Source organism: Microbulbifer donghaiensis, from assembly GCF_900129095.1.
Classification (GTDB): Bacteria; Pseudomonadota; Gammaproteobacteria; order Pseudomonadales; family Cellvibrionaceae; genus Microbulbifer; species Microbulbifer donghaiensis.
Genome location: NZ_FQVA01000001.1, coordinates 803,238 through 820,521, shown reverse-complemented (window position 1 = coordinate 820,521; position 17,284 = coordinate 803,238). Strand labels below are relative to the sequence as shown.

Below are 17,284 nucleotides of genomic sequence, written 5' to 3'. Positions count from 1 at the left end.
CTGGTGATAGAAGTTGCTCAATCGGAGCGGGGTTTGCGCGCGGTCGCGCTCGCGATAATTTCCTCGGGCTTCTGCCCTTCGCTCAGCATCCGCGCGCCCCCGGGGATCACCAGCGCTGAACCCGTGGTCATTGCCACGCGCTTGCCCTCGGCGTTATCAATATCGCAGGAAGCTACGCGCAGCTGCCGGCCGCGGTGGTGGACCTTGCCGGTCAGTGTGAGGTCACCGCTATCGATGCTTGCCGGGCGGATAAAGCGGATATGCATGTCCAGCGTGGCGAAGAGGTCCCCGGCTGGCAGCGTGGAGTAGACCGCCGCCCCCATGGTCATGTCCGCGGCCCAGGCCAACAGGCCGCCGTAGATGGAAAAGCTGCCGAGCGAGAACCAGGGGGAAGAGGGGATCGTCGACTTGCAATAGCCATCGTCGATCTCCCGTGCCCTATAGCCGGTCAACTGCCAGACTGGGTGGGTGCGCCCCTCGTCGATAGTCACCTGCTGAAGTTCTATCGGTGTCTGCTTGCCAAGCTTTTTCAGGTCACAGAAATTCGATGCGGGAGAATCCCGCAGAAACGGATCTGTCGGATCACTGGGGCCCAGGTCCGGCTCTTCGAACTTCTCTTGCGGATCGACCGGAAAGTCCGCAATAAGGCAGCGGGTACTGCCAAACGCCAGTGTGCGGCCGTCCTGATCCGTAATCTGCACTGTGGACAGTCCCACCTGGCTGCCCGAGTGCACCGTCGCCGCGCGCGCCACCATATTGCGGGTGCTCTCGGAAAGGGGACGGAGAAAACACATGTTCAGTTCGGAGGTGGTCAGCACCTTGCCGGCGGGCAAGGTGGTCCAGATAGCTGATGCGAGTGGGGCATCGGCGAGGAGCGCATAGATACCGCCCCAGTAGATACCGGTGCCGTCTGCCAGCCATGGAGTAACGGGCATCGAGTAGGTCGCCTTGCCGAGACCCGCCTCGGTCGGCAGCATGCCGGTCAGCCGCCAGATTGGCGGAGCGGGCAGGTCTCCGTATATGTAGCGCCTGAAGGTCTCCAGTCCCGGCTGTTGCAGGGCTCGCAGATCTCCTATGGCGCCGCGATAGGGCTCATCGGGGATACTGGCCATCGCACCTCTCCGGTCACTCCAGTCTGGATGTTAGTGTCGGGGCGCTATGGCGGCGATCTATGGCGCTTGCGGCGAGAGTTGGCAGAGGCGAGTTTGGATGGGTGCAAGGTACCGGTTAAGGCAACCGGGAGAAATCGGCAGGGCGGCGTTCGCCTGGCGGCTTCAGCCGCCAGGCGAAAAGTGGGCCTAGAAGGCAGCCGTGGGAGAGCTGTTGGTGGAGGTGTTGAACTGGTTGTTGCTACCGGACTGCCACTCCACGCCGGCGGCGGGGTTGGCCTCTTCGCGCTTCAGGCACTTCCACTCCACATCGGTATTGGCCGGCATGTCGACGCTGCCGCTCCAGGTGGGGTAGGCCGCCGGGTCGAGCTTTCTCGCCTGGGCGGGATCCCAGCTGCCCAGCTCGCCGGTATTGCCCACCACATAGACACTCTGACCCCAGTAGGTGTAGCCGTTGTGGCAGGTGAAACTCACGTCGACCGCTGAGCTGCCGCCACCACTGCTGCCACCGGACCCGCCGCCGGTTTCACCTCCGGCATTGCCACCGCATTCCGGGCAGGGCACTCCCACCTTGGCGCCCGCATGAATGGCGGCTGCATTGCGGTAGTAGACATTGAATGCGGCATTACCACTGCCGTCCACGGTGATTGTCGGGCCGCTGCAGGTGCCCGCGCTGTAGTCGAAGTCGCCGTGAATGATGTCGCAATAGGTACCCGCCGGCATGCCGGTCTGGAAGGAGCGGTTCAGGTTGCTGCCCTCCATATTCAGCACCACGAAGCCCAGGCCGCCGCGGCCCCAGGCCATCTGGTGGTTGCCATTGTCCCAGTAGTCGGTAACGCCCCAGTAGGCCGCGGTATTGTTGCGGAAACCGACCATATTGGCGATGGGCCGGCTGCGATGCTCACACAGCCAGCCGTTGCCGCAGGAACTTGCGCCCTGGGCGGGCGGGCCCTGGTCGTGATCGCTCCAGTCGTAACTGGACATGATTTTCGGGTAGCCGTAGGGCCAGCCGAGCGTGAACACATGGGCCATGTTGTTGGCGTTGCTGCCGTCTTTGTGAGTAATGGTGTTGTCGGTGTTCTGGCGCTGGTTGTCGTGGTTGGCGACGAAGGTGATGGCGTTGTCGCTGGACAGCCAGCCGGACCAGCTGCCGATATTACTGATCTCCTTCAGGGGCCCGCGCAGCTTGAAATAGTGCCCTATGGTGTTGGTGAAATTGAATTCCGTCACATCGCCGACCCAGGTGTAATCCGCAGCCTGAATGGGCTCGCCGCCCGCGCCGATAACCTCCTGGAAAATATAGGGATTACCGTTCAGGCGACTCTTGATCGCATTGATATCCGCAGCGGGCATATGTTTGGCGGCATCGATACGAAACCCGGCCACGCCGAGGCCAATCAGGTCATTCATGTAGTCGGCAATTTTACCGCGCACATAGTCGGACTCGGTCTTCAGGTCATTGAGACCCACCAGGTCACAATTCTGGATAGACCAGGCATCGCCGTAATTGATGTCATCGGTGCAGTTGTGGAAATCGTTGGGCCCGTAAGGCACTTCGGGGAAACTGCGATCCCAGGCCGCCATATGATTGATCACCGCATCGACATAGATATCGACACCCGCCGCCTTACAGCGGCTGACCATACTGGCAAACTGCGCGCGGCTGCCGGAGCGACCTTCGATGGCGTAGCTGACGGGCTGGTAGCGCGTCCACCACTGACTGCCACTGACGGATTTTTGCGGCGGGGATACCTGCACCGCAGCGAACCCCTTGGGTCCGAGAAAGTTTTCACATTCGCTGGCAATGTCGTCCCACTGCCATTCAAACAGGTGGACGAAGGCCGTCCGTGGCACTGCGTTGCTGGCGGCACTGAAGGCCGACAGCAGAAGCAGTGTACTCATCATTGCGAGTAAGTGTCGCATTTGGATCACCTTTATTATTCATATTTATTCTATTTTCTGAGTGGTTCGACAACCGCCTTCTCTGCACCGTGGATATTTGCAGGTTTTATCTCTGATACGAATGCAGGCTCCGCACGGCCACTCTTCGCTGGTCATACCCTTGGTTCAGGTATGTCATGAAGCCTAATTAGGTGAATAGCGATACGGCATCATCCCCGGAGGGGGCGTATCAAAGGAGTAGTTGAAATGCGCGCAGGATTTGAGAACTATTTCTTCAAAAGTGCCAAGTCGAATGCCTCATATTCGGGCTAATGAATTGTTGGCGTCCTGCCGTTTTGGTTACAGCCATCGACGCACGTTCGATAGGTAAGTACAGTAGCTGTCGCCAAATAGTTTACGCAGTGCCCGTTCCTCCGGCACGATCTGAAATGCGGTTAGATAGGGCTGGAAGAATAGGCCAAGGAGTAGGGCAAGCCCATCGGATAGGTAAAGCCCCCAGGCGAGCAAAAACGCGAGAAATCCCACATACATCGGATTGCGGCTGATACGAAAGATGCCATCGGTTATCAGTGCGGTGCTCTTATCCGGTGCTGTGGGGTTGACCGTGGTGGCTGCACGTCGAAATTGAAATACCGCGAGTAAGCAGAAAACGAAACCAGTGCCGACGAGCACGGCTGTTACTGCGAGCCCGAAAATTCCGCTGTGAAAGCGGGCCAATTTAAGCGTGGCGATGCCGTACATGGCGGCGGCGAAAAGAAGCAAGAGCAGCAGTGGCGGTATCCGGGTTTCCAGCGCTTTCATTTTGCAGTCCTGTCTAGATTCGCTCTGACGTTGTACTGATCAGGAGGTTAGACATTATCGTGGGGGGAAGGTCAACGAGAAATCGTCAGTCGAGGCGGCGAATCTCCCTTGCCGGTACCCCACCGACCGTGCTTCCAGCCGCGATGTTCCTGGTTACCACGGCACCGGATCCGATGATGGCATCATCGCCAATGGTGACTCCGGGATTGATGATCGCACCGGCACTGATCCAGACGTTGTCGCCGATACTGATCGGGCGTCCGAGCTCCAGGCCGCCGCGGCGCACATCGGGATCGGTGGGGTGGGTGGCCGTCAGAATACTGACTCGCGGACCGCACAGACAGTTGGCACCGATGCGCACTTCACAGACATCGAGAATGATCAGGTCGAAGTTTGCGTAAAAGTTGTCGCCGAGGTGAATGTTGTAGCCGTAGTCGCAGCGGAACATCGGCTCTATCGTGCAGCTTTCAGGTTTTGTGCCGAGCAGTCGTTGCAGCAGGCTCTCTCGCTCTAAGCGTGCACCCGGTGCCGAGAGGTTGTATTCGTGGCACAACTGGCGCGCCCGCAGGCGATCCTGTGCCAACGCAGTGTCCGCTGCGTTGTAGAGGTCCCCGCGCAGCATTTTGGCTTTTTCAGAGTCGGCCACTATTTCCTCCCGCTATTCCGTCAACAATGCAGATTCTTGCAATTGGGCTATTACCTGTTTCAGGGAACAGGCTCGGTGGGCACGAATTCCCAGTTGCGTGGCGCTGGCCACGTTGGTCGGATTGTCGTCGAAGAACAGCACCCGCTCCGGCGCTACGGCCATCGCCTCCAACACATGGTGAAAGGCGCGCGGGTCCGGTTTGGCCAGTGCCATCTGGTGCGAGGAAAAGATCTTGCTGAAGTACTGCGGCAAATGGAACTCGTCAATCAGTCGCGGCCAGTGCAGGGCATTGGTATTGGTGAGCGCGGCCAGGCGATGGGATCTCATCAGCTGTAGCAGTAAGTCGTGAGCGCCTTCGTAGAGCCCAATAGGCCAGCGGGTAAACTGGTCAATAATTTCGGCGGTACTGACGTCAAGGTCCAACTCCTGTTGCAGTCCCCTGGCAAAATCATCGGGAGAGATCTTCCCGCACTCGAACTGCAGCGCCGTTTTTGAATTAAACCAGCCGGCGCTGTCGAATGTCTGTCCGTCTGGCAGCCATGCCAGAGGGAAGGGGTGGGGCTGGAGTTCGACCAGCACGCCGCCCAGATCGAAAATGATCAGTTCAATGTCTGTTTGCATAAGACTTGAAAGTCGAGCGCGAATTTCCCACGGACATGCTAACAGTCGCGATCGGAGCGAATGTATTCGACAAAGGTATTAACAAATCCCTGTCAATCATAATTGTTTCGTCCTCAAGGAATTTGCTCATTTCTTACTTCTTGTTGACGAATTGTCGGCGGTTCGGTGAATTTTGCCGTGACCGGCCGTTCTGACCGAGCATAGCGAACTATTCCCGCCATTGGGAGCGGTGGGGTAAAAACTCGGAATGCGATCACTCTGCAAAACTAAATAGTCTGCAGGTGGCTGGAACCGGGATAATTCCCTGAATTTCGCGCCTGAGTACTTTTCTTTCGTCTGCCAAATATCGCAGCTGGTGAATATTTGCACTCCCGCCTTCGGGCCCCGATTGCTATACTCCGCGCCCCCTGACAGCAGCACGACTAAATTGCGGAGAGATCCATGTCTGATTCACTGTGCGACTCTTTATGCGATATCGGCTTTATCGGCACCGGAGTGATGGGCAAGAACCTGATCCTGAACCTGGCCGACAACGGCTACAGGGTCTGTGCCTTCGACCTGGATCAGGGCCGCCTGAATGCGCTGCTGGAGCAGGACGCCAAAGAGCGCGGCGAGCAGCCGGCGCGGGTGGAAACCTGCAATTCCTACACTGAGCTGCTGGCCAAGGTAAAAGCCCCGCACCTGATCATTCTCTCCGTGCCCGCCGGCGCGCCGGTGGACGATGTCTGCAACAAGCTCCTGGACGCCGGCCTGAAGGCCGACGATATCGTCGTGGACACCGGCAACAGCCTGTGGACCGACTCGGTAGAGCGCGCCAAGCGTTACGAGGGCAAGCTGATCTTCTTTACCACCGCGGTTTCCGGTGGCGAGGTCGGTGCGCGTTTCGGGCCGTCCCTGATGCCGAGTGGCGACCGCTACGCGTGGAGCCGCATCGAGCCGGTGTGGCATGCGATAGCGGCCAAGGTGGATCCGGTCAGCGGTCAGCCCATCGAGCGTTTCGAGCCGGGTAATCCGGTAAAAGAAGGCGAGCCCTGTGCGGCCTATATCGGCCCGATCGGCTCCGGCCACTATGTGAAGATGGTGCACAACGGTATCGAGTACGCCGACATGCAGATGATCTGCGAGGCCTACCACGTGATGCGCAGTGCGCTGGATATGTCACCGGCAGATATCGCCGCGGTGCTGCGCGAGTGGAACAAGGGGCCACTGAACAGCTACCTGATCAGTATCAGTGCAGAAGTGCTGGCCACCGTCGACGCGGAAACCGACCAGCCGCTGGTGGATGTGATCCTCGACCGCGCCGGCCAGAAGGGTACCGGTCTCTGGACCGCGGTCAGCAGCCTGGAAGTGGGCTGCCCGGCACCGAGTATCGCCGAAGCGGTATACGCCCGCGCACTGTCGACCCGCAAGGTATTGCGCACCCGCGCGGCGAAGAAACTGCAGGGCCCGGTAGTTGAACCGGTTGCGCCGGCCAAGCGCGCTGAGGCCATCGCCGAACTGCACGACGCGCTCTACTGCGCCAAGATCTGCGTCTACGCACAGGGCTTCGACCTGATGAAGCTGGCCGCGCGCGAACAGGGTTGGCAATTGAATTTTGCCGAGATCGCGCGAATCTGGCGCGCCGGCTGCATTATCCGCGCGGTGTTCCTGCAGTCCATCAGCGACGCCTATGAGCGCGACGTCAAGCTGTCCAACCTGCTGCTGGATGACTTCTTCGTTGGCCAGATCGCCGAACACCAGGGCAGCTGGCGCCGCGCCGTGGCCGACGCCACGCTGAACGGTATTCCGGTTCCGGCACTGTCTTCCGCACTCAGCTACTACGACGCCTTCCGCATGGAATCCCTGCCGGCCAACCTGCTGCAGGGCCAGCGCGACTTCTTCGGAGCGCACACTTTCTCGCGGGTGGATCGTCCCGAGCAGCAGAAATACCACGTGCAGTGGAGTGAGCCGGGCCGTCCGGTGGTGGAGATCTGACTGTCGTTATAAATTGACGGCATCCCGGAATAATTCCGGGATGTTCGTTTTTGCTACTGCCGGGCCTTAGTTGGTCCGCGCGGCCGCGGGAAGTTTTCTCAGGATCTCGTCTACGGCGGCTGCGAGCGTTCTTTGCGGATGCGCGTACATCTCCTGAGTAATCCTGCCCTGGGTGCGGCCGCGCCATACCATCCTTTTTTGTTGCACATCGAGAAGATCAATCGTCAGGCGACCCTCGGTGTACTTGTCGATGTCCGTCGTGTGAGTGGCCGGCATTTGCCGATAATAGTCTTCCAGAAACTGGTAGCGGGCGGCCGCGCCACCGGTTGTGCCGGCGACGCCGCGGATCTTCATCTGTTCTTGTGTCTGCACCGACAGACCTACGAGGAGATCCGGGTTGTTGCTGCGGGTAAAACCGCGCGCATTGAGCTGCCGGGTTATTTCTGCCCGCAGGATGGAATTCACCTCACCGGAGCTACTGCCTCCCGGTACAAAACCAAACGTCCGGTATTCGCCCCAGCGCGCCCCGCCGCTCGCATCGGAGGATGCAGGCGACCCAGTGCAGGCGCTCAACAGCAGGGAAAAAAACAGCGCCGTGGCGATCCAGATCCTCATCTTTGTTGCTCCACACATTGTGAGTCTTCGGCCGCCCGAATGAGCGGCAGCGGAGCCTGTGACTGGGCGGAAAACTGTACGCCCGCCATGGCTTCAATGATTGAGCTTAGTTCAGGATGACCGGGCGCCGCCCAGTGATGGCCAGCAGTGAGCGGTGGTGGGGCGTTAATCCTGCAGGCGCGCGGTCATGATGGAAACGGTCTCGCCCTGGTAGCGCTCCCTTTTCAGGGTGGTCCATCCCAATGTCTGGTAGAAATATTCCTGGCCCGGCGTAAAAAGGAACAGCTCGGCCAGTCCATTTTGCCGGCACTCTTCCATGACCGCGGCAATCAGTTTGCCGCCCAGGCCCTGGCCGCGCTTGTCCGGGTGGATATAGACGTTGGCGAGCCAGGGGCTCAGGTGCCGGTTGGTGGTCATATCCTGCTCGATTACCGAAGCCGAGCCCCATATCTCCGTGCCGTCGGTCACTACCCAGGTGGCGGGTATCGGCTCGCTGCGCAGGGAGCGCTGCAGGTCGTCGATAAAGTCCTGCAGGCCCTGCTCCGGGTAGAGGTGCGCCCACTCGCGATAATGCCATTGCGCCAGCTGTTCGATAGCCTCCGGGCGCTCGATCAGGTTCTCGATTCTCACGGTGAACACTGTCCCTACCGATAATTGTTGCGGAGCCTCTGTCAGGACAGGGCGCCCGGATTCAGAACACGACTTCTTCCACTTCCCTGGCCGTCTGCTCGGCCTCGGCGCGGGAGGCGCGGGCGACGATTTCCTCGACGCTGGCCGATTCCATGTTGGCGCCGCCAAAGGCGGCCAGCAGGTCTTTTAGCAGGGCAGAGATTTCCAGCGTCATTACCGAGAAATCCGCGTCGAAACGCTGGGCGGCGTTTTCCGCGTCCGCGCTGTCCGCCTTCTCGACCAGTTCGTCGCTGAACTTGATGCGCTTGAGTGACAGCTGATCGTCGACCAGAAACTCGACGCCGCCGCGCCAGAGCAGTCCCAGTTTATGCACCTGCAGTCCCGCCACCAGGTGGTTGTGGATCTCCTCCGCGCACAGGTCCTGGTTCTTGCAGCGGATCACGCTGCCGCTGTCTTTCGGATCGCGCAGTTCGCACTCGTGTCCGAACTCGAACTGGGCCGGAGCCTCCGGAGCCGTGAGCCAGTGGGTCATGGTCTGCTGGGGCAGATTCTTGGCTGCCAGCGGCACCACCGCCAGGCTGCTGATCGCCTCGCGCAGGTTCTCCAGCAGTTCCTCTGCCGCCGAGGCCGAGGAGGCGTCCACCACCACCCAGCCGTCTTTGGGGGCGATATAGGCGTACTGCAGGCGCGAGCGGGCGAAGGCCTTGGGGCGCATCTCCAACAGCACCTCGTCCTTCAGGTTCTGCCGCTCCTTGCGGCCCACCTGGCGGGCCTCCTTCTCGGAGATGGCCTGGGCCAGTTCCTCGACCTTCTCGTTCACCACGGCGGCCGGGATTACCTTCTCCTGCTTCTTGGCACAGACCATGAAGTAGCCATTGGCCGCGTGTACCAGCTCGCTGCCGTGACGTCCGAGCGGCGCCACCCAGCCGTAGCGGGCCGCATCCTGGCTGCCGCAGGGCACAAAGGCGTGCGGTTCCAGCAATTCGTTTAATTTTTCAGCAGTGAGGGCGAATTCTTTGGTGAGGCGGTAGACGCGAAGATTCTTAAACCACATACATCAGGTCATCTGTTCTGTTATTTGTGAGCGGCCGGTAATTATGCGGAATCCGTGAGGAGACGGCTAGGCAAAATGCCTGAAACCGGAATTAGCGACGGAAACATCGCTCCTCCACCCAGCCGTGTAACTCGGCCAGCCCGGCGAAAATGCCCTCTGCGCGGGAGAAGTCATGGTTGCGGGACATCGCGTTGGGCACCGCCAGACAGGGGATGCCGGCCGCCGCCGCTGCCTTCAGGCCGTGCTCCGTGTCCTCGATCGCGAGGCACTCCTGCGGCGACAGCCGCAGGCGCTGAGTGGCCAGCAGGTAGCCGTCGGGGTGTGGTTTGTTGCGCTCGACATTATCGGACGACACCAGTGTGTCGAACAGCGGCTGCAGGCGGTAGGTCCGCGTGGTTGCTGCAACCACCTCACGGCCGGAGCCGGTAACGATCGCCAGGCGCAGGCCGAGTGCGTGAAAGTGTCGCACTGTTTCCAGCGCGTCCGGCATCGGCGGAAATGCAGATCTGGTTAAATAATCGTCAGTGGCGATGGTCTTTTCCCGTGTCAGGACTTCCACGGTGCAGCGGATCGCGAAACGGGCAATCATATCCTGCGCGTTAGCCCGCGTAGGCAAACCGGCGTAATGGTCGATGTACTGCTGCTCGCTGAGGTCTACACCATGCTTCGCGAGCACCTGCCGCCATATCCTGAAGTGAGCGGGATCCGAGTCCACCAGCGTTCCGTCGTGATCGAAGAGAATGGCCTTAATTTGCAAACTGCACCTGTGTTTCCGTGAGAAGCGGCTGTTGCAATTCTAGCGAATCGAAGGGTGGGGGGGCATCGGAATCAATTTGTGGTCGGCCCTGGCAGTCCGTATCTCGTTGTAAGCGGGGAAGACTTACCGTCAATGCAGACCGTCGATGGTCACAAGTGCTGGATTGTCGGCCGCCTGGACACTGGGAATAGCATCGGCAGCGCGAGGATAGGAATACGCTTTTTTATCGCGGGGCGTGCCAAAAAAATGGCAGGCAGGGTGACCCTGCCTGCCTAACTGGGCCTAGCAATGGTTGTTAGAAGTCTACGGTCGCGGACAGCGAAGCGGTGCGCGGTGCGCCTATCCAGGCGCCGCCGGACACGACGGTGCCGAGATAGTCCTCATCGAACAGGTTGTTCACCACCAGGTTCAGGTTGATACCACTCAGGGCCGGGTTGACGTCGACCAGGTTCAGCCCCAGGTAGGCATCGGCTACCACGTAGGAATCCGCCACCCAGGTATTGGCCAGATCCACGTAGCGGTCACCGGTCAGCTTCGCGGAGATGCCGCCGTAGAGCAGTTCGCCATTCCAGTCGAGGCCGGCGACGAACAGCTGGTCGGCAATACCGACCACATCGTTACCCGGTACCAGCTCCTGCTCCGCGTCCACCGCCTTGTCGCCGGTACCGATATAGGTGGCATCGATCATCGTATAGGAGGCGTAGAGACTGAATGCCGCGTTGATGTCGTAATTGACCAGCAGTTCGATGCCGTCGGACTCGATACCGCCGGCATTGAAATAGGAGCCGTTGGTGCCGATCAGGTAGTTGGGGCCGGCTGCAGTGCTGTTATCCAGGAAGATAATCCGGTTGTCGAAATCGTTCTGGAAATAGGTGGCCGTCGCCGACAGGGTGTCGCCGGAATAGCGCAGCCCCAGCTCGATGGATTCGGACGTCTCCGGTTCGATATTGTCCAGATCGGAATCCGGACGCTCGAGGATGCTGTCGCCGATCGCCTTGAAGTTCTCGGCGTAACCGGCAAACACTTCCGTGCCGTCCAGTGCCGTCTCCCACACCAGTCCGGCGGACAGCAGCACATCGGAGTCGGAATCGATGGCCGCGTTGGACGATTCACCGAACAGGTCTTCGCGCTCCACATCGACCAGGAACTGCTTGGCGCCGAGGCTCAGGGTCACCGCGTCGATGGTCAGTGAGTCCTGCAGATACCACTTGGTGGTTTCCTGCGGATAGCTGCGGTCGTACTGCACCCAGTAGGGCTTGGAGTCGAAACCGTGGCCGCGGGTCGCATCGGTGATCTTATGCCAGTCTCGGTGCTCGTCGCGGGTCGCGTCCTCATACCAGATACCGCCGCGCAGCTCGTTCTGCAGGCCGGCGATTTCACCATTGTGGGTGAAGTCCAGGGTCAAACCGCTGCGCTCTTTTTCGTAATGGGTGTGGCGGTAAGACATTACCGGGATGGCACCGGCCGGGTAGCAGGCCGGATCGTATTGCGGCTCGGCCTGGCCGTAGATGGTCACTATGTCGGATTCGCAGCCGGTACTTGGTGCCAGCGCATTGCCATCGGCATCGACAAAGAAGAACTGGCCGGCGGCGGCGCCGCCCATTGCGGTGGCACCGCCGAGGAATTCCGACTGGCCATCGGTTCCGTCATTGGTGACATCCACCAGATAGGGCGGTACCCAGTCTCCGCGGCCTTCGTTGCCGTGGTAGTAAACACCCCCCTCGAGGTTGAAACTCTCGGTCAGGTCGAAATCGAACTGGGCGTAGGCGAGGGTGTTTTCACGCAGCGTCGACCAGCCGCGGCGGTACAGCTGGTCGATGTAGGGAATACCGGTCCACTCGCCGGTGAGGAAGTCATCTTCCGGGAAGCGCTCGAACTGGGCATCGGTATAGACGCGCTGGTAATTGTCCTCATGGATATCATCGTAGGAGACATAAGCCTTGATGGTGCCGCGCTCCAACGTGCTGACCAGTTTCGCGGCGATATGTTCGCGCTCGTTCTCGGCGGTTTCGGTGATCCAGTCGGTCGCTTCCTGGGTGGAGTAGGAGACCCACGCCTTGGTATTGCCGGCAAAGATACCGGTGTCGTAGCGGAAGTACAGACGCTGCGCGTCGAACTCGCCCATTGAAACCTCCGCACGGCTGCGGCGCACATCGAGCGGGTCGTCGGTGCGGTAATCAATGGTACCGCCCAGCGCCTCATGGCTGCGCGAGGCGATATCTGCGGTGCCCTGGGATACCTCGATACCGCCGATATTTGCCGGGTCGATAAACCGATTGGCCTTGGAGCCGCCACCGTAATTGGAGCCGCCGTTGGGAATACCATCGATGGTGGTGCCTATCTGCTGCTCATCGAGACTGGTGGTAAAACCGCGCACGGTTATGTTAGTCGACCAGTCGTCGAAGCCGTAGGTATCGCCCTCGTTGACCGACACGCCCGGCAGGTTGTCGATCAGTGCATTGACGCTGGTCATGGTGGACTGTTGCTTGCGCATCGGCTCGGTGACGGAACTGCTGTTGAATGCGGTACCGCTACCCAGTACCAGCACTTCCTCCAGTTTTTCGTCCGTGGCCTGCTGTGCGAGCAGCGGATTGGCTGTCATGGCAGTGGCGAGGGAAATGGCGGAGGCTAAATGTTTTTTTGTAATGGTCATCGGGTCGTCCATGGTTGCGTGTGATGGTCTTGTTTCGGCAGCTTCATCGGGCTGCTCTCTATCGTTGCGCGCGTACAATGACTCGATTTGATGAATAGTTTTTTACAGCCGGATGAAAATATATTGACCGGCTTTGCGGATGGGGCGGTCTTGGGGGTGAAACCAGTGAAATCGGGTTGAGTTAGGAGTGCGTTTTGTATGGACATCTGCTTTTGGCATTCCTGCTATGATGGGCAACCGATAAAGCCAATAAAATTCAAATAGGGGTGTGCCGTGCTTCGCTTATTTCTTTTGCTTTGCTTGCTCTCGTCTACTGCCAACGCCATGCCGTTACCTGATTGGCAAATCACCCAGTTATCAATGAAGGCCTCGCTGCGCGGAAGTGCGGTGGGAGAAAGTAGCCTGTGGGTCAGTGGCACTGACAATACCGTGTTCAGGAGCACCGACGGCGGCGTTAACTGGCGGGACGTTTCCGTCAAGGCACAACCGCTAACGGATTTTCGCGATATCGAGCTGTTCGATGACCTGACCGCGATCGTCATGGGTGTCGGTACCGGTCAGCAGTCACGCCTCTACCTGACCGAAGATGGTGGCGAGAGCTGGCAGCTGCTGTACGCAAATCCGGACGAACAGGGATTCTTCGATTCCATCGCCTTCTGGGACCGCAACCGCGGCCTAATATTGGGAGATCCGGTGGATGGCTATTACGTGATCATGGCAACGAAAGACGGTGGGCGTAGCTGGCACCGTATCGGCAGAGACAGGGTTCCGCCGTTGCGGGAAAAGGAGGCCGCCTTTGCAGCGAGTGGCAACACCCTGATCGCCGGCCCCAATGGCGGGGCCTGGTTTACCACCGGCGGTTTCCAGGCATCGGTGTACGCGAGTGAAGACTATGGTCAGAGCTGGCAGCGCAGTTCGGTGCCGCTGCACCAGAAGACGCAGACTGCCGGCGGCTATGCGCTGGCCCTGAACCGGCGCGGCGACGTGTTTGTACTGGGTGGGGATTTTCAGGACCGCCCCGGCCGGTACAACAATCTGGCCATGTTCGACGGTGATGGCTGGCAATTAGCGGACAATGGACAGCACGGTCTGCGCACGGCCATGGCCTGTATCGAAAGCACCTGTGTGGCCAGCGGCAAAACTGCCAGTGATATTTCCTTCAATGATGGTGTTACCTGGCAGCCGTTACCCGGGGAGGGCTTTTATACCCTGGCGGCCGGCGATCAGTTGATTCTCGGCGCGGGGGCCGATGGTCGGGTCGGCGTGCTTCGCGTGTCGCCTAAACGTTGAGTTTCCTATAAAGATTATCCCTGTCGAAGGCCCACTTCTCGGTAGGGCTTTGGTGCACGTCTCAGAGTTGGGAGCCGGACTCCGCGACTTTATTGCGCGATTTATTGCGCGATTTCGGCAAAGTCGCCATTGGTCAGTGCTTGTAGATCGGTGGGGCAAATTTCGAGTTCCAGACCCCGGCGGCCAGCACTGACAAAAATGGTGTCGTGTTCCCTGGCGGAGGCATCGATAAAGGTCTTGAGGTGCTTCTTTTGCCCGACTGGGCTGACCCCGCCCAGTACGTAGCCGGTCGACCGCTCCACGTCGGCTCTGTTCGCCATGGTCGCCTTTTTCGCGCCGGCGGCTTTGGCGATCAGTTTCATGCTCAGCATCGCGGCGACCGGAACCACTCCGACAGCCAGCGCCTCGTTGTCGAGTTGTACCACCAGCGTCTTGAATACCCGGGCGTCATCAACACCCAGTTTTTCTGCGGCTTCCAAGCCGTAAGATTCGCTCGCTGGATCGTGTGAGTATTCGTGGACCTTGTGCGTGATTTTGGCCTTTCTGGCGACGTTGATTGCCGGTGTCATTACTTGTTCGTTAGTTCTATTGGCTTGAGCGGAATCTTCCGGTGAATTTCAGTGTTTGCCGAGCAGCGTCCTCGATATGCGAGAGACTCAATTCCTTTAGGCCACGACTTCGTCGGGCTATCGGACCTGTTTGGCGTAGAAGATAGTGAGGGGCAAGATGACCAGTATGTGACTGCGTATATTTTTCCGATGTGGCCTCTAGTAGGGAAACCGCTGGAAGGCTCGTAAAACAGTTTTATTTGCGAGCCTGCCAGCGGTATTACAGGTCAGCCTATGCGATGAAGAGCACAGATCTTGTTGCCGGATGGGTCACGCAAATAGGCGAGATAAAGCTTGCCAATGGCACCCTCGCGTACGCCAGGGGGATCTTCGCATTCGGTACCCCCATTGGCGAGCCCCGCCGCATGCCAAGCGTCGGCTGCCGCAGGGCTCTCGGCTGCGAAACCGATGGTGCTGCCATTGCCATGGCTTGCGGGCTCGTTATTGATGGGCTTGGTGAGTGCAAAGACGCCGTTTCTGGTGAAATAAAAGCAGCGGCCTTTCTCGTCGATCACACCCGGTTCATGGCCCATGGCTCCCAGGATGGCATCGTAGAAAACCTTGGACTCGTGGATGTCATTGGCGCCGATCATAATATGGCTAAACATGCTTGCTCTCCTCGTTAAAATCATTCCTGATAGGACATAAGTTCTCGAATCGTCAGGCTCTGTTTCAGAGAACTTTCAATTAATCCCTACGCCATCAGGGCGGTACGTCTTCCAGTTGCTGCGAGCGACCCTGCGGCGTGGCTGGGACGAAGTAGACAGGTCTCAACTGAAACCTGTTCTGTCATCACTCGATCATTAAATACCTTTTCTCTGGCTGGCCGCAAGCCGTGAAAAGAAGGGCCAGAGTAGAGGGCATGGCCCAGGTAAGTTTGCCGATAAAGTCGTAGTACGGCACGCAGTCCGTCAGTGATGGGGGGAGGGAGCGCAATTTGCCCATGTCTTATTAACTGCTCCGGCAATACCTCGTATTAAATCTCTGCTGGATTTGGCGGTGGGAGCTTTGGTGCTGTGTGATTGCGCGGCGGAGAATCGTTGAGACAGGAGCGGCCCCGAGCGTGTTTGCCTCGGGGCCGGTGGCGCAGGGATCAGGTTCTGGCCGGAATCGCCTGAACCACCTTCAGAAAGTAGTCCCAGAAATTGCCGACACTCTCAATATGTACCCGCTCTTCCGGCGAGTGCGCGCGACGGATTGTCGGGCCGAACGAGACCATATCCCAGTTGGGGTAGGGCTTGGCCAGCAGGCCGCATTCCAGGCCGGCGTGGATCACTTTTACTTCCGGTTCTTCTCCAATCATGTCTTTGTACACATCCTTCATCAGCGCCAGCAGCGGCGACTGCATGTTGGGTGTCCAGCCCGGGTAGGCGTTGTCCAGGGAGGCTTCGGCGCCGGCCAGCTCGAAGGTGGCGGCAACATTCAGGCCGTGCTGGTCGCGGGCGCTGTCGGACAGGCTGCGCACCAGGCACTGGATGCGCACCTGGTTTTTGCCGTCGACTTCTTCGGTGACCACGCGCGCCAGGTTGTTGGAAGTGTCGGCGATGCCCTCCAGCGCCGTGCTCATGCGCTCCACGCCGTTGGGGCAGCAGCGGATCACGCGGATCAGTTTCTGCTGGGCGGACTGGTCCATTACGCTGGTCGGCGTATCGGCTGCGTCCAGGGTGATTTCCAGCTTGGCTTCGTTATCGAATTCGCGTGCAATGACCGCGCTCTCGGTGGCGACGATTTCCGCCAGCTTGGTTTCCGCGTCCGCCGGCACGGTAATGGTGCTGAAGGATTCACGGGGGATCGCATTGCGCAGGCTGCCGCCGTCGAGTGCGGCGATGCGCAGTCCGGCAATTTCACGGCTCGCCGCATCGATAATGCGATTTGCGATCTTGTTGGCATTGCCGCGGCCCTTGTCGATATCCAGGCCGGAATGGCCGCCGCGCAGGCCGCGTACACTCAGTTTGAATGCCTTGTGATCTGCCGGAACCGTTTCGGCGGAATAGGGCAGGGTGGCATTGACGTCCACACCGCCGGCACAGCCCACGTAGAGCTCGCCCTCGTCTTCGGTGTCCAGGTTCAGCAGCAAGTCAGCGTCAAAATAACCGGGCTGCAGATTCTTGGCACCGGTCATGCCCGCTTCTTCATCGATGGTGAGCAGGGCTTCCAGTGCCGGGTGGGGGATATCGGTGCTTTCCAGCAGTGCCAGAATGGCAGCCACGCCGATGCCGTTATCGGCGCCGAGCGTGGTACCGGTGGCGGTAACCCATTCGCCGTCGATCTGCGGGCGGATGGGGTCGTTCAAAAAGTCGTGGTCGGAATCGGCATTCTTCTGCGGCACCATATCCACATGGCTTTGCATCGCGAGGATTTTGCGATCTTCCATACCGGCAGTGGCCGGCTTCTTAATGATCACGTTGCCGATTTTGTCCAGCTGTACGTCGAGGCCGCGGTTTCTGGCAAAGTCGACGATATATTCCACCACCTTGTCCTCGTGCTTGGACGGGCGGGGGATCTCGCAGAGTTTGGCGAAGTGCTTCCACAGCGGGGAGGGGTTCAGTTCGGCGATATTGCTCATCGGGGGCCTCAAGTTAGTTCTTTTTGAGAGTGGCTTGTCACCGGTGGCGGTTGTGCCG

15 protein-coding genes are annotated in these 17,284 nt (G+C 59.3%); 2 read left to right on the top strand and 13 right to left on the bottom strand.

The genetic code is table 11. The features are described from left to right. Window positions 1-17 precede the first annotated feature (17 nt). From BUC36_RS03405 to BUC36_RS03385, 5 genes are all read right to left on the bottom strand, one after another. Window positions 18-1,112 carry a PaaI family thioesterase gene (locus BUC36_RS03405; RefSeq protein ID WP_073271445.1) on the bottom strand — a complete coding sequence of 365 codons (1,095 nt, stop codon included), beginning with the start codon at window positions 1,110-1,112 and terminating at the stop codon, window positions 18-20. Window positions 1,113-1,298: 186 nt separating this feature from the next. Then, entirely contained in the window at window positions 1,299-3,032 is a 1,734-nt protein-coding gene (locus BUC36_RS03400; protein WP_073271443.1) for a carbohydrate-binding module family 20 domain-containing protein, read from the bottom strand. Between the two features lie 318 nt (window positions 3,033-3,350). After that, window positions 3,351-3,812: a methyltransferase family protein gene (locus tag BUC36_RS03395; RefSeq protein WP_073271442.1), complete on the bottom strand. Its 462-nt coding sequence runs from the start codon at window positions 3,810-3,812 to the stop codon at window positions 3,351-3,353. 85 nt (window positions 3,813-3,897) lie between these two features. Then, a complete protein-coding gene (locus BUC36_RS03390) occupies window positions 3,898-4,458 on the bottom strand; it encodes a sugar O-acetyltransferase (protein WP_268778194.1) in 561 nt (186 codons plus the stop codon). Between the two features lie 12 nt (window positions 4,459-4,470). Continuing rightward, window positions 4,471-5,079: an HAD family hydrolase gene (locus tag BUC36_RS03385; RefSeq protein WP_073271440.1), complete on the bottom strand. Its 609-nt coding sequence runs from the start codon at window positions 5,077-5,079 to the stop codon at window positions 4,471-4,473. 441 nt (window positions 5,080-5,520) lie between these two features. On the opposite strand from BUC36_RS03385, the gene gndA reads away from it, so the two are divergent. Continuing rightward, complete coding sequence (gene gndA / locus BUC36_RS03380; protein WP_073271438.1) at window positions 5,521-7,053, top strand: NADP-dependent phosphogluconate dehydrogenase; 1,533 nt, start codon at window positions 5,521-5,523, stop codon at window positions 7,051-7,053. A 66-nt stretch (window positions 7,054-7,119) separates the two neighbouring features. Here the strand turns inward: gndA and BUC36_RS03375 are convergent, their stop codons facing one another. From BUC36_RS03375 to BUC36_RS03355, 5 genes are all read right to left on the bottom strand, one after another. Beyond that, window positions 7,120-7,668 (bottom strand): DUF4136 domain-containing protein, encoded by a 549-nt coding sequence (locus tag BUC36_RS03375; protein ID WP_073271436.1) that lies wholly within the window; start codon window positions 7,666-7,668, stop codon window positions 7,120-7,122. Window positions 7,669-7,833: 165 nt separating this feature from the next. After that, a complete protein-coding gene (locus BUC36_RS03370; protein ID WP_084535555.1) occupies window positions 7,834-8,307 on the bottom strand; it encodes a GNAT family N-acetyltransferase in 474 nt (157 codons plus the stop codon). 52 nt (window positions 8,308-8,359) lie between these two features. Further along, the gene (gene rdgC, locus BUC36_RS03365) at window positions 8,360-9,352 is read right to left on the bottom strand and encodes a recombination-associated protein RdgC (RefSeq protein ID WP_073271435.1); all 993 of its coding nucleotides are present in this window, start codon (window positions 9,350-9,352) and stop codon (window positions 8,360-8,362) included. A gap of 91 nt (window positions 9,353-9,443) precedes the next feature. Next, window positions 9,444-10,109 (bottom strand): HAD family hydrolase, encoded by a 666-nt coding sequence (locus tag BUC36_RS03360; RefSeq protein ID WP_073271433.1) that lies wholly within the window; start codon window positions 10,107-10,109, stop codon window positions 9,444-9,446. A gap of 295 nt (window positions 10,110-10,404) precedes the next feature. Then, a complete protein-coding gene (locus tag BUC36_RS03355) occupies window positions 10,405-12,762 on the bottom strand; it encodes a TonB-dependent receptor domain-containing protein (RefSeq protein WP_084535815.1) in 2,358 nt (785 codons plus the stop codon). 387 nt (window positions 12,763-13,149) lie between these two features. Here BUC36_RS03355 and BUC36_RS03350 point away from each other — a divergent pair, with 387 nt between their 5' ends. Further along, window positions 13,150-14,052, top strand: a complete 903-nt coding sequence (locus BUC36_RS03350; RefSeq protein WP_159435972.1) for a WD40/YVTN/BNR-like repeat-containing protein — start codon at window positions 13,150-13,152, stop codon at window positions 14,050-14,052. A 101-nt stretch (window positions 14,053-14,153) separates the two neighbouring features. Here the strand turns inward: BUC36_RS03350 and ybaK are convergent, their stop codons facing one another. The 3 genes from ybaK to BUC36_RS03335 form a co-directional block, all read right to left on the bottom strand. Then, the gene (gene ybaK / locus BUC36_RS03345) at window positions 14,154-14,621 is read right to left on the bottom strand and encodes a Cys-tRNA(Pro) deacylase (RefSeq protein WP_073271427.1); all 468 of its coding nucleotides are present in this window, start codon (window positions 14,619-14,621) and stop codon (window positions 14,154-14,156) included. Window positions 14,622-14,887: 266 nt separating this feature from the next. After that, window positions 14,888-15,268, bottom strand: a complete 381-nt coding sequence (locus BUC36_RS03340; protein ID WP_073271425.1) for a VOC family protein — start codon at window positions 15,266-15,268, stop codon at window positions 14,888-14,890. A 485-nt stretch (window positions 15,269-15,753) separates the two neighbouring features. Then, window positions 15,754-17,226, bottom strand: coding sequence for an aminoacyl-histidine dipeptidase (locus BUC36_RS03335; RefSeq protein WP_073271423.1), 1,473 nt, complete (start codon window positions 17,224-17,226; stop codon window positions 15,754-15,756). Between the last annotated feature and the right edge of the window lie 58 nt (window positions 17,227-17,284).

Excerpts from the sequence above, each read along its gene's own strand:
- BUC36_RS03405 (WP_073271445.1), bottom strand. The coding sequence starts at position 1,112 with ATGGCCAGTATCCCCGATGAGCCCTATCGCGGCGCCATAGGAGATCTG.
- BUC36_RS03400 (WP_073271443.1), bottom strand. The coding sequence starts at position 3,032 with ATGCGACACTTACTCGCAATGATGAGTACACTGCTTCTGCTGTCGGCC.
- BUC36_RS03395 (WP_073271442.1), bottom strand. The coding sequence starts at position 3,812 with ATGAAAGCGCTGGAAACCCGGATACCGCCACTGCTGCTCTTGCTTCTT.
- BUC36_RS03385 (WP_073271440.1), bottom strand. The coding sequence starts at position 5,079 with ATGCAAACAGACATTGAACTGATCATTTTCGATCTGGGCGGCGTGCTG.
- gndA (WP_073271438.1), top strand. The coding sequence starts at position 5,521 with ATGTCTGATTCACTGTGCGACTCTTTATGCGATATCGGCTTTATCGGC.
- BUC36_RS03375 (WP_073271436.1), bottom strand. The coding sequence starts at position 7,668 with ATGAGGATCTGGATCGCCACGGCGCTGTTTTTTTCCCTGCTGTTGAGC.
- rdgC (WP_073271435.1), bottom strand. The coding sequence starts at position 9,352 with ATGTGGTTTAAGAATCTTCGCGTCTACCGCCTCACCAAAGAATTCGCC.
- BUC36_RS03355 (WP_084535815.1), bottom strand. The coding sequence starts at position 12,762 with ATGACCATTACAAAAAAACATTTAGCCTCCGCCATTTCCCTCGCCACT.
- ybaK (WP_073271427.1), bottom strand. The coding sequence starts at position 14,621 with ATGACACCGGCAATCAACGTCGCCAGAAAGGCCAAAATCACGCACAAG.
- BUC36_RS03340 (WP_073271425.1), bottom strand. The coding sequence starts at position 15,268 with ATGTTTAGCCATATTATGATCGGCGCCAATGACATCCACGAGTCCAAG.
- BUC36_RS03335 (WP_073271423.1), bottom strand. The coding sequence starts at position 17,226 with ATGAGCAATATCGCCGAACTGAACCCCTCCCCGCTGTGGAAGCACTTC.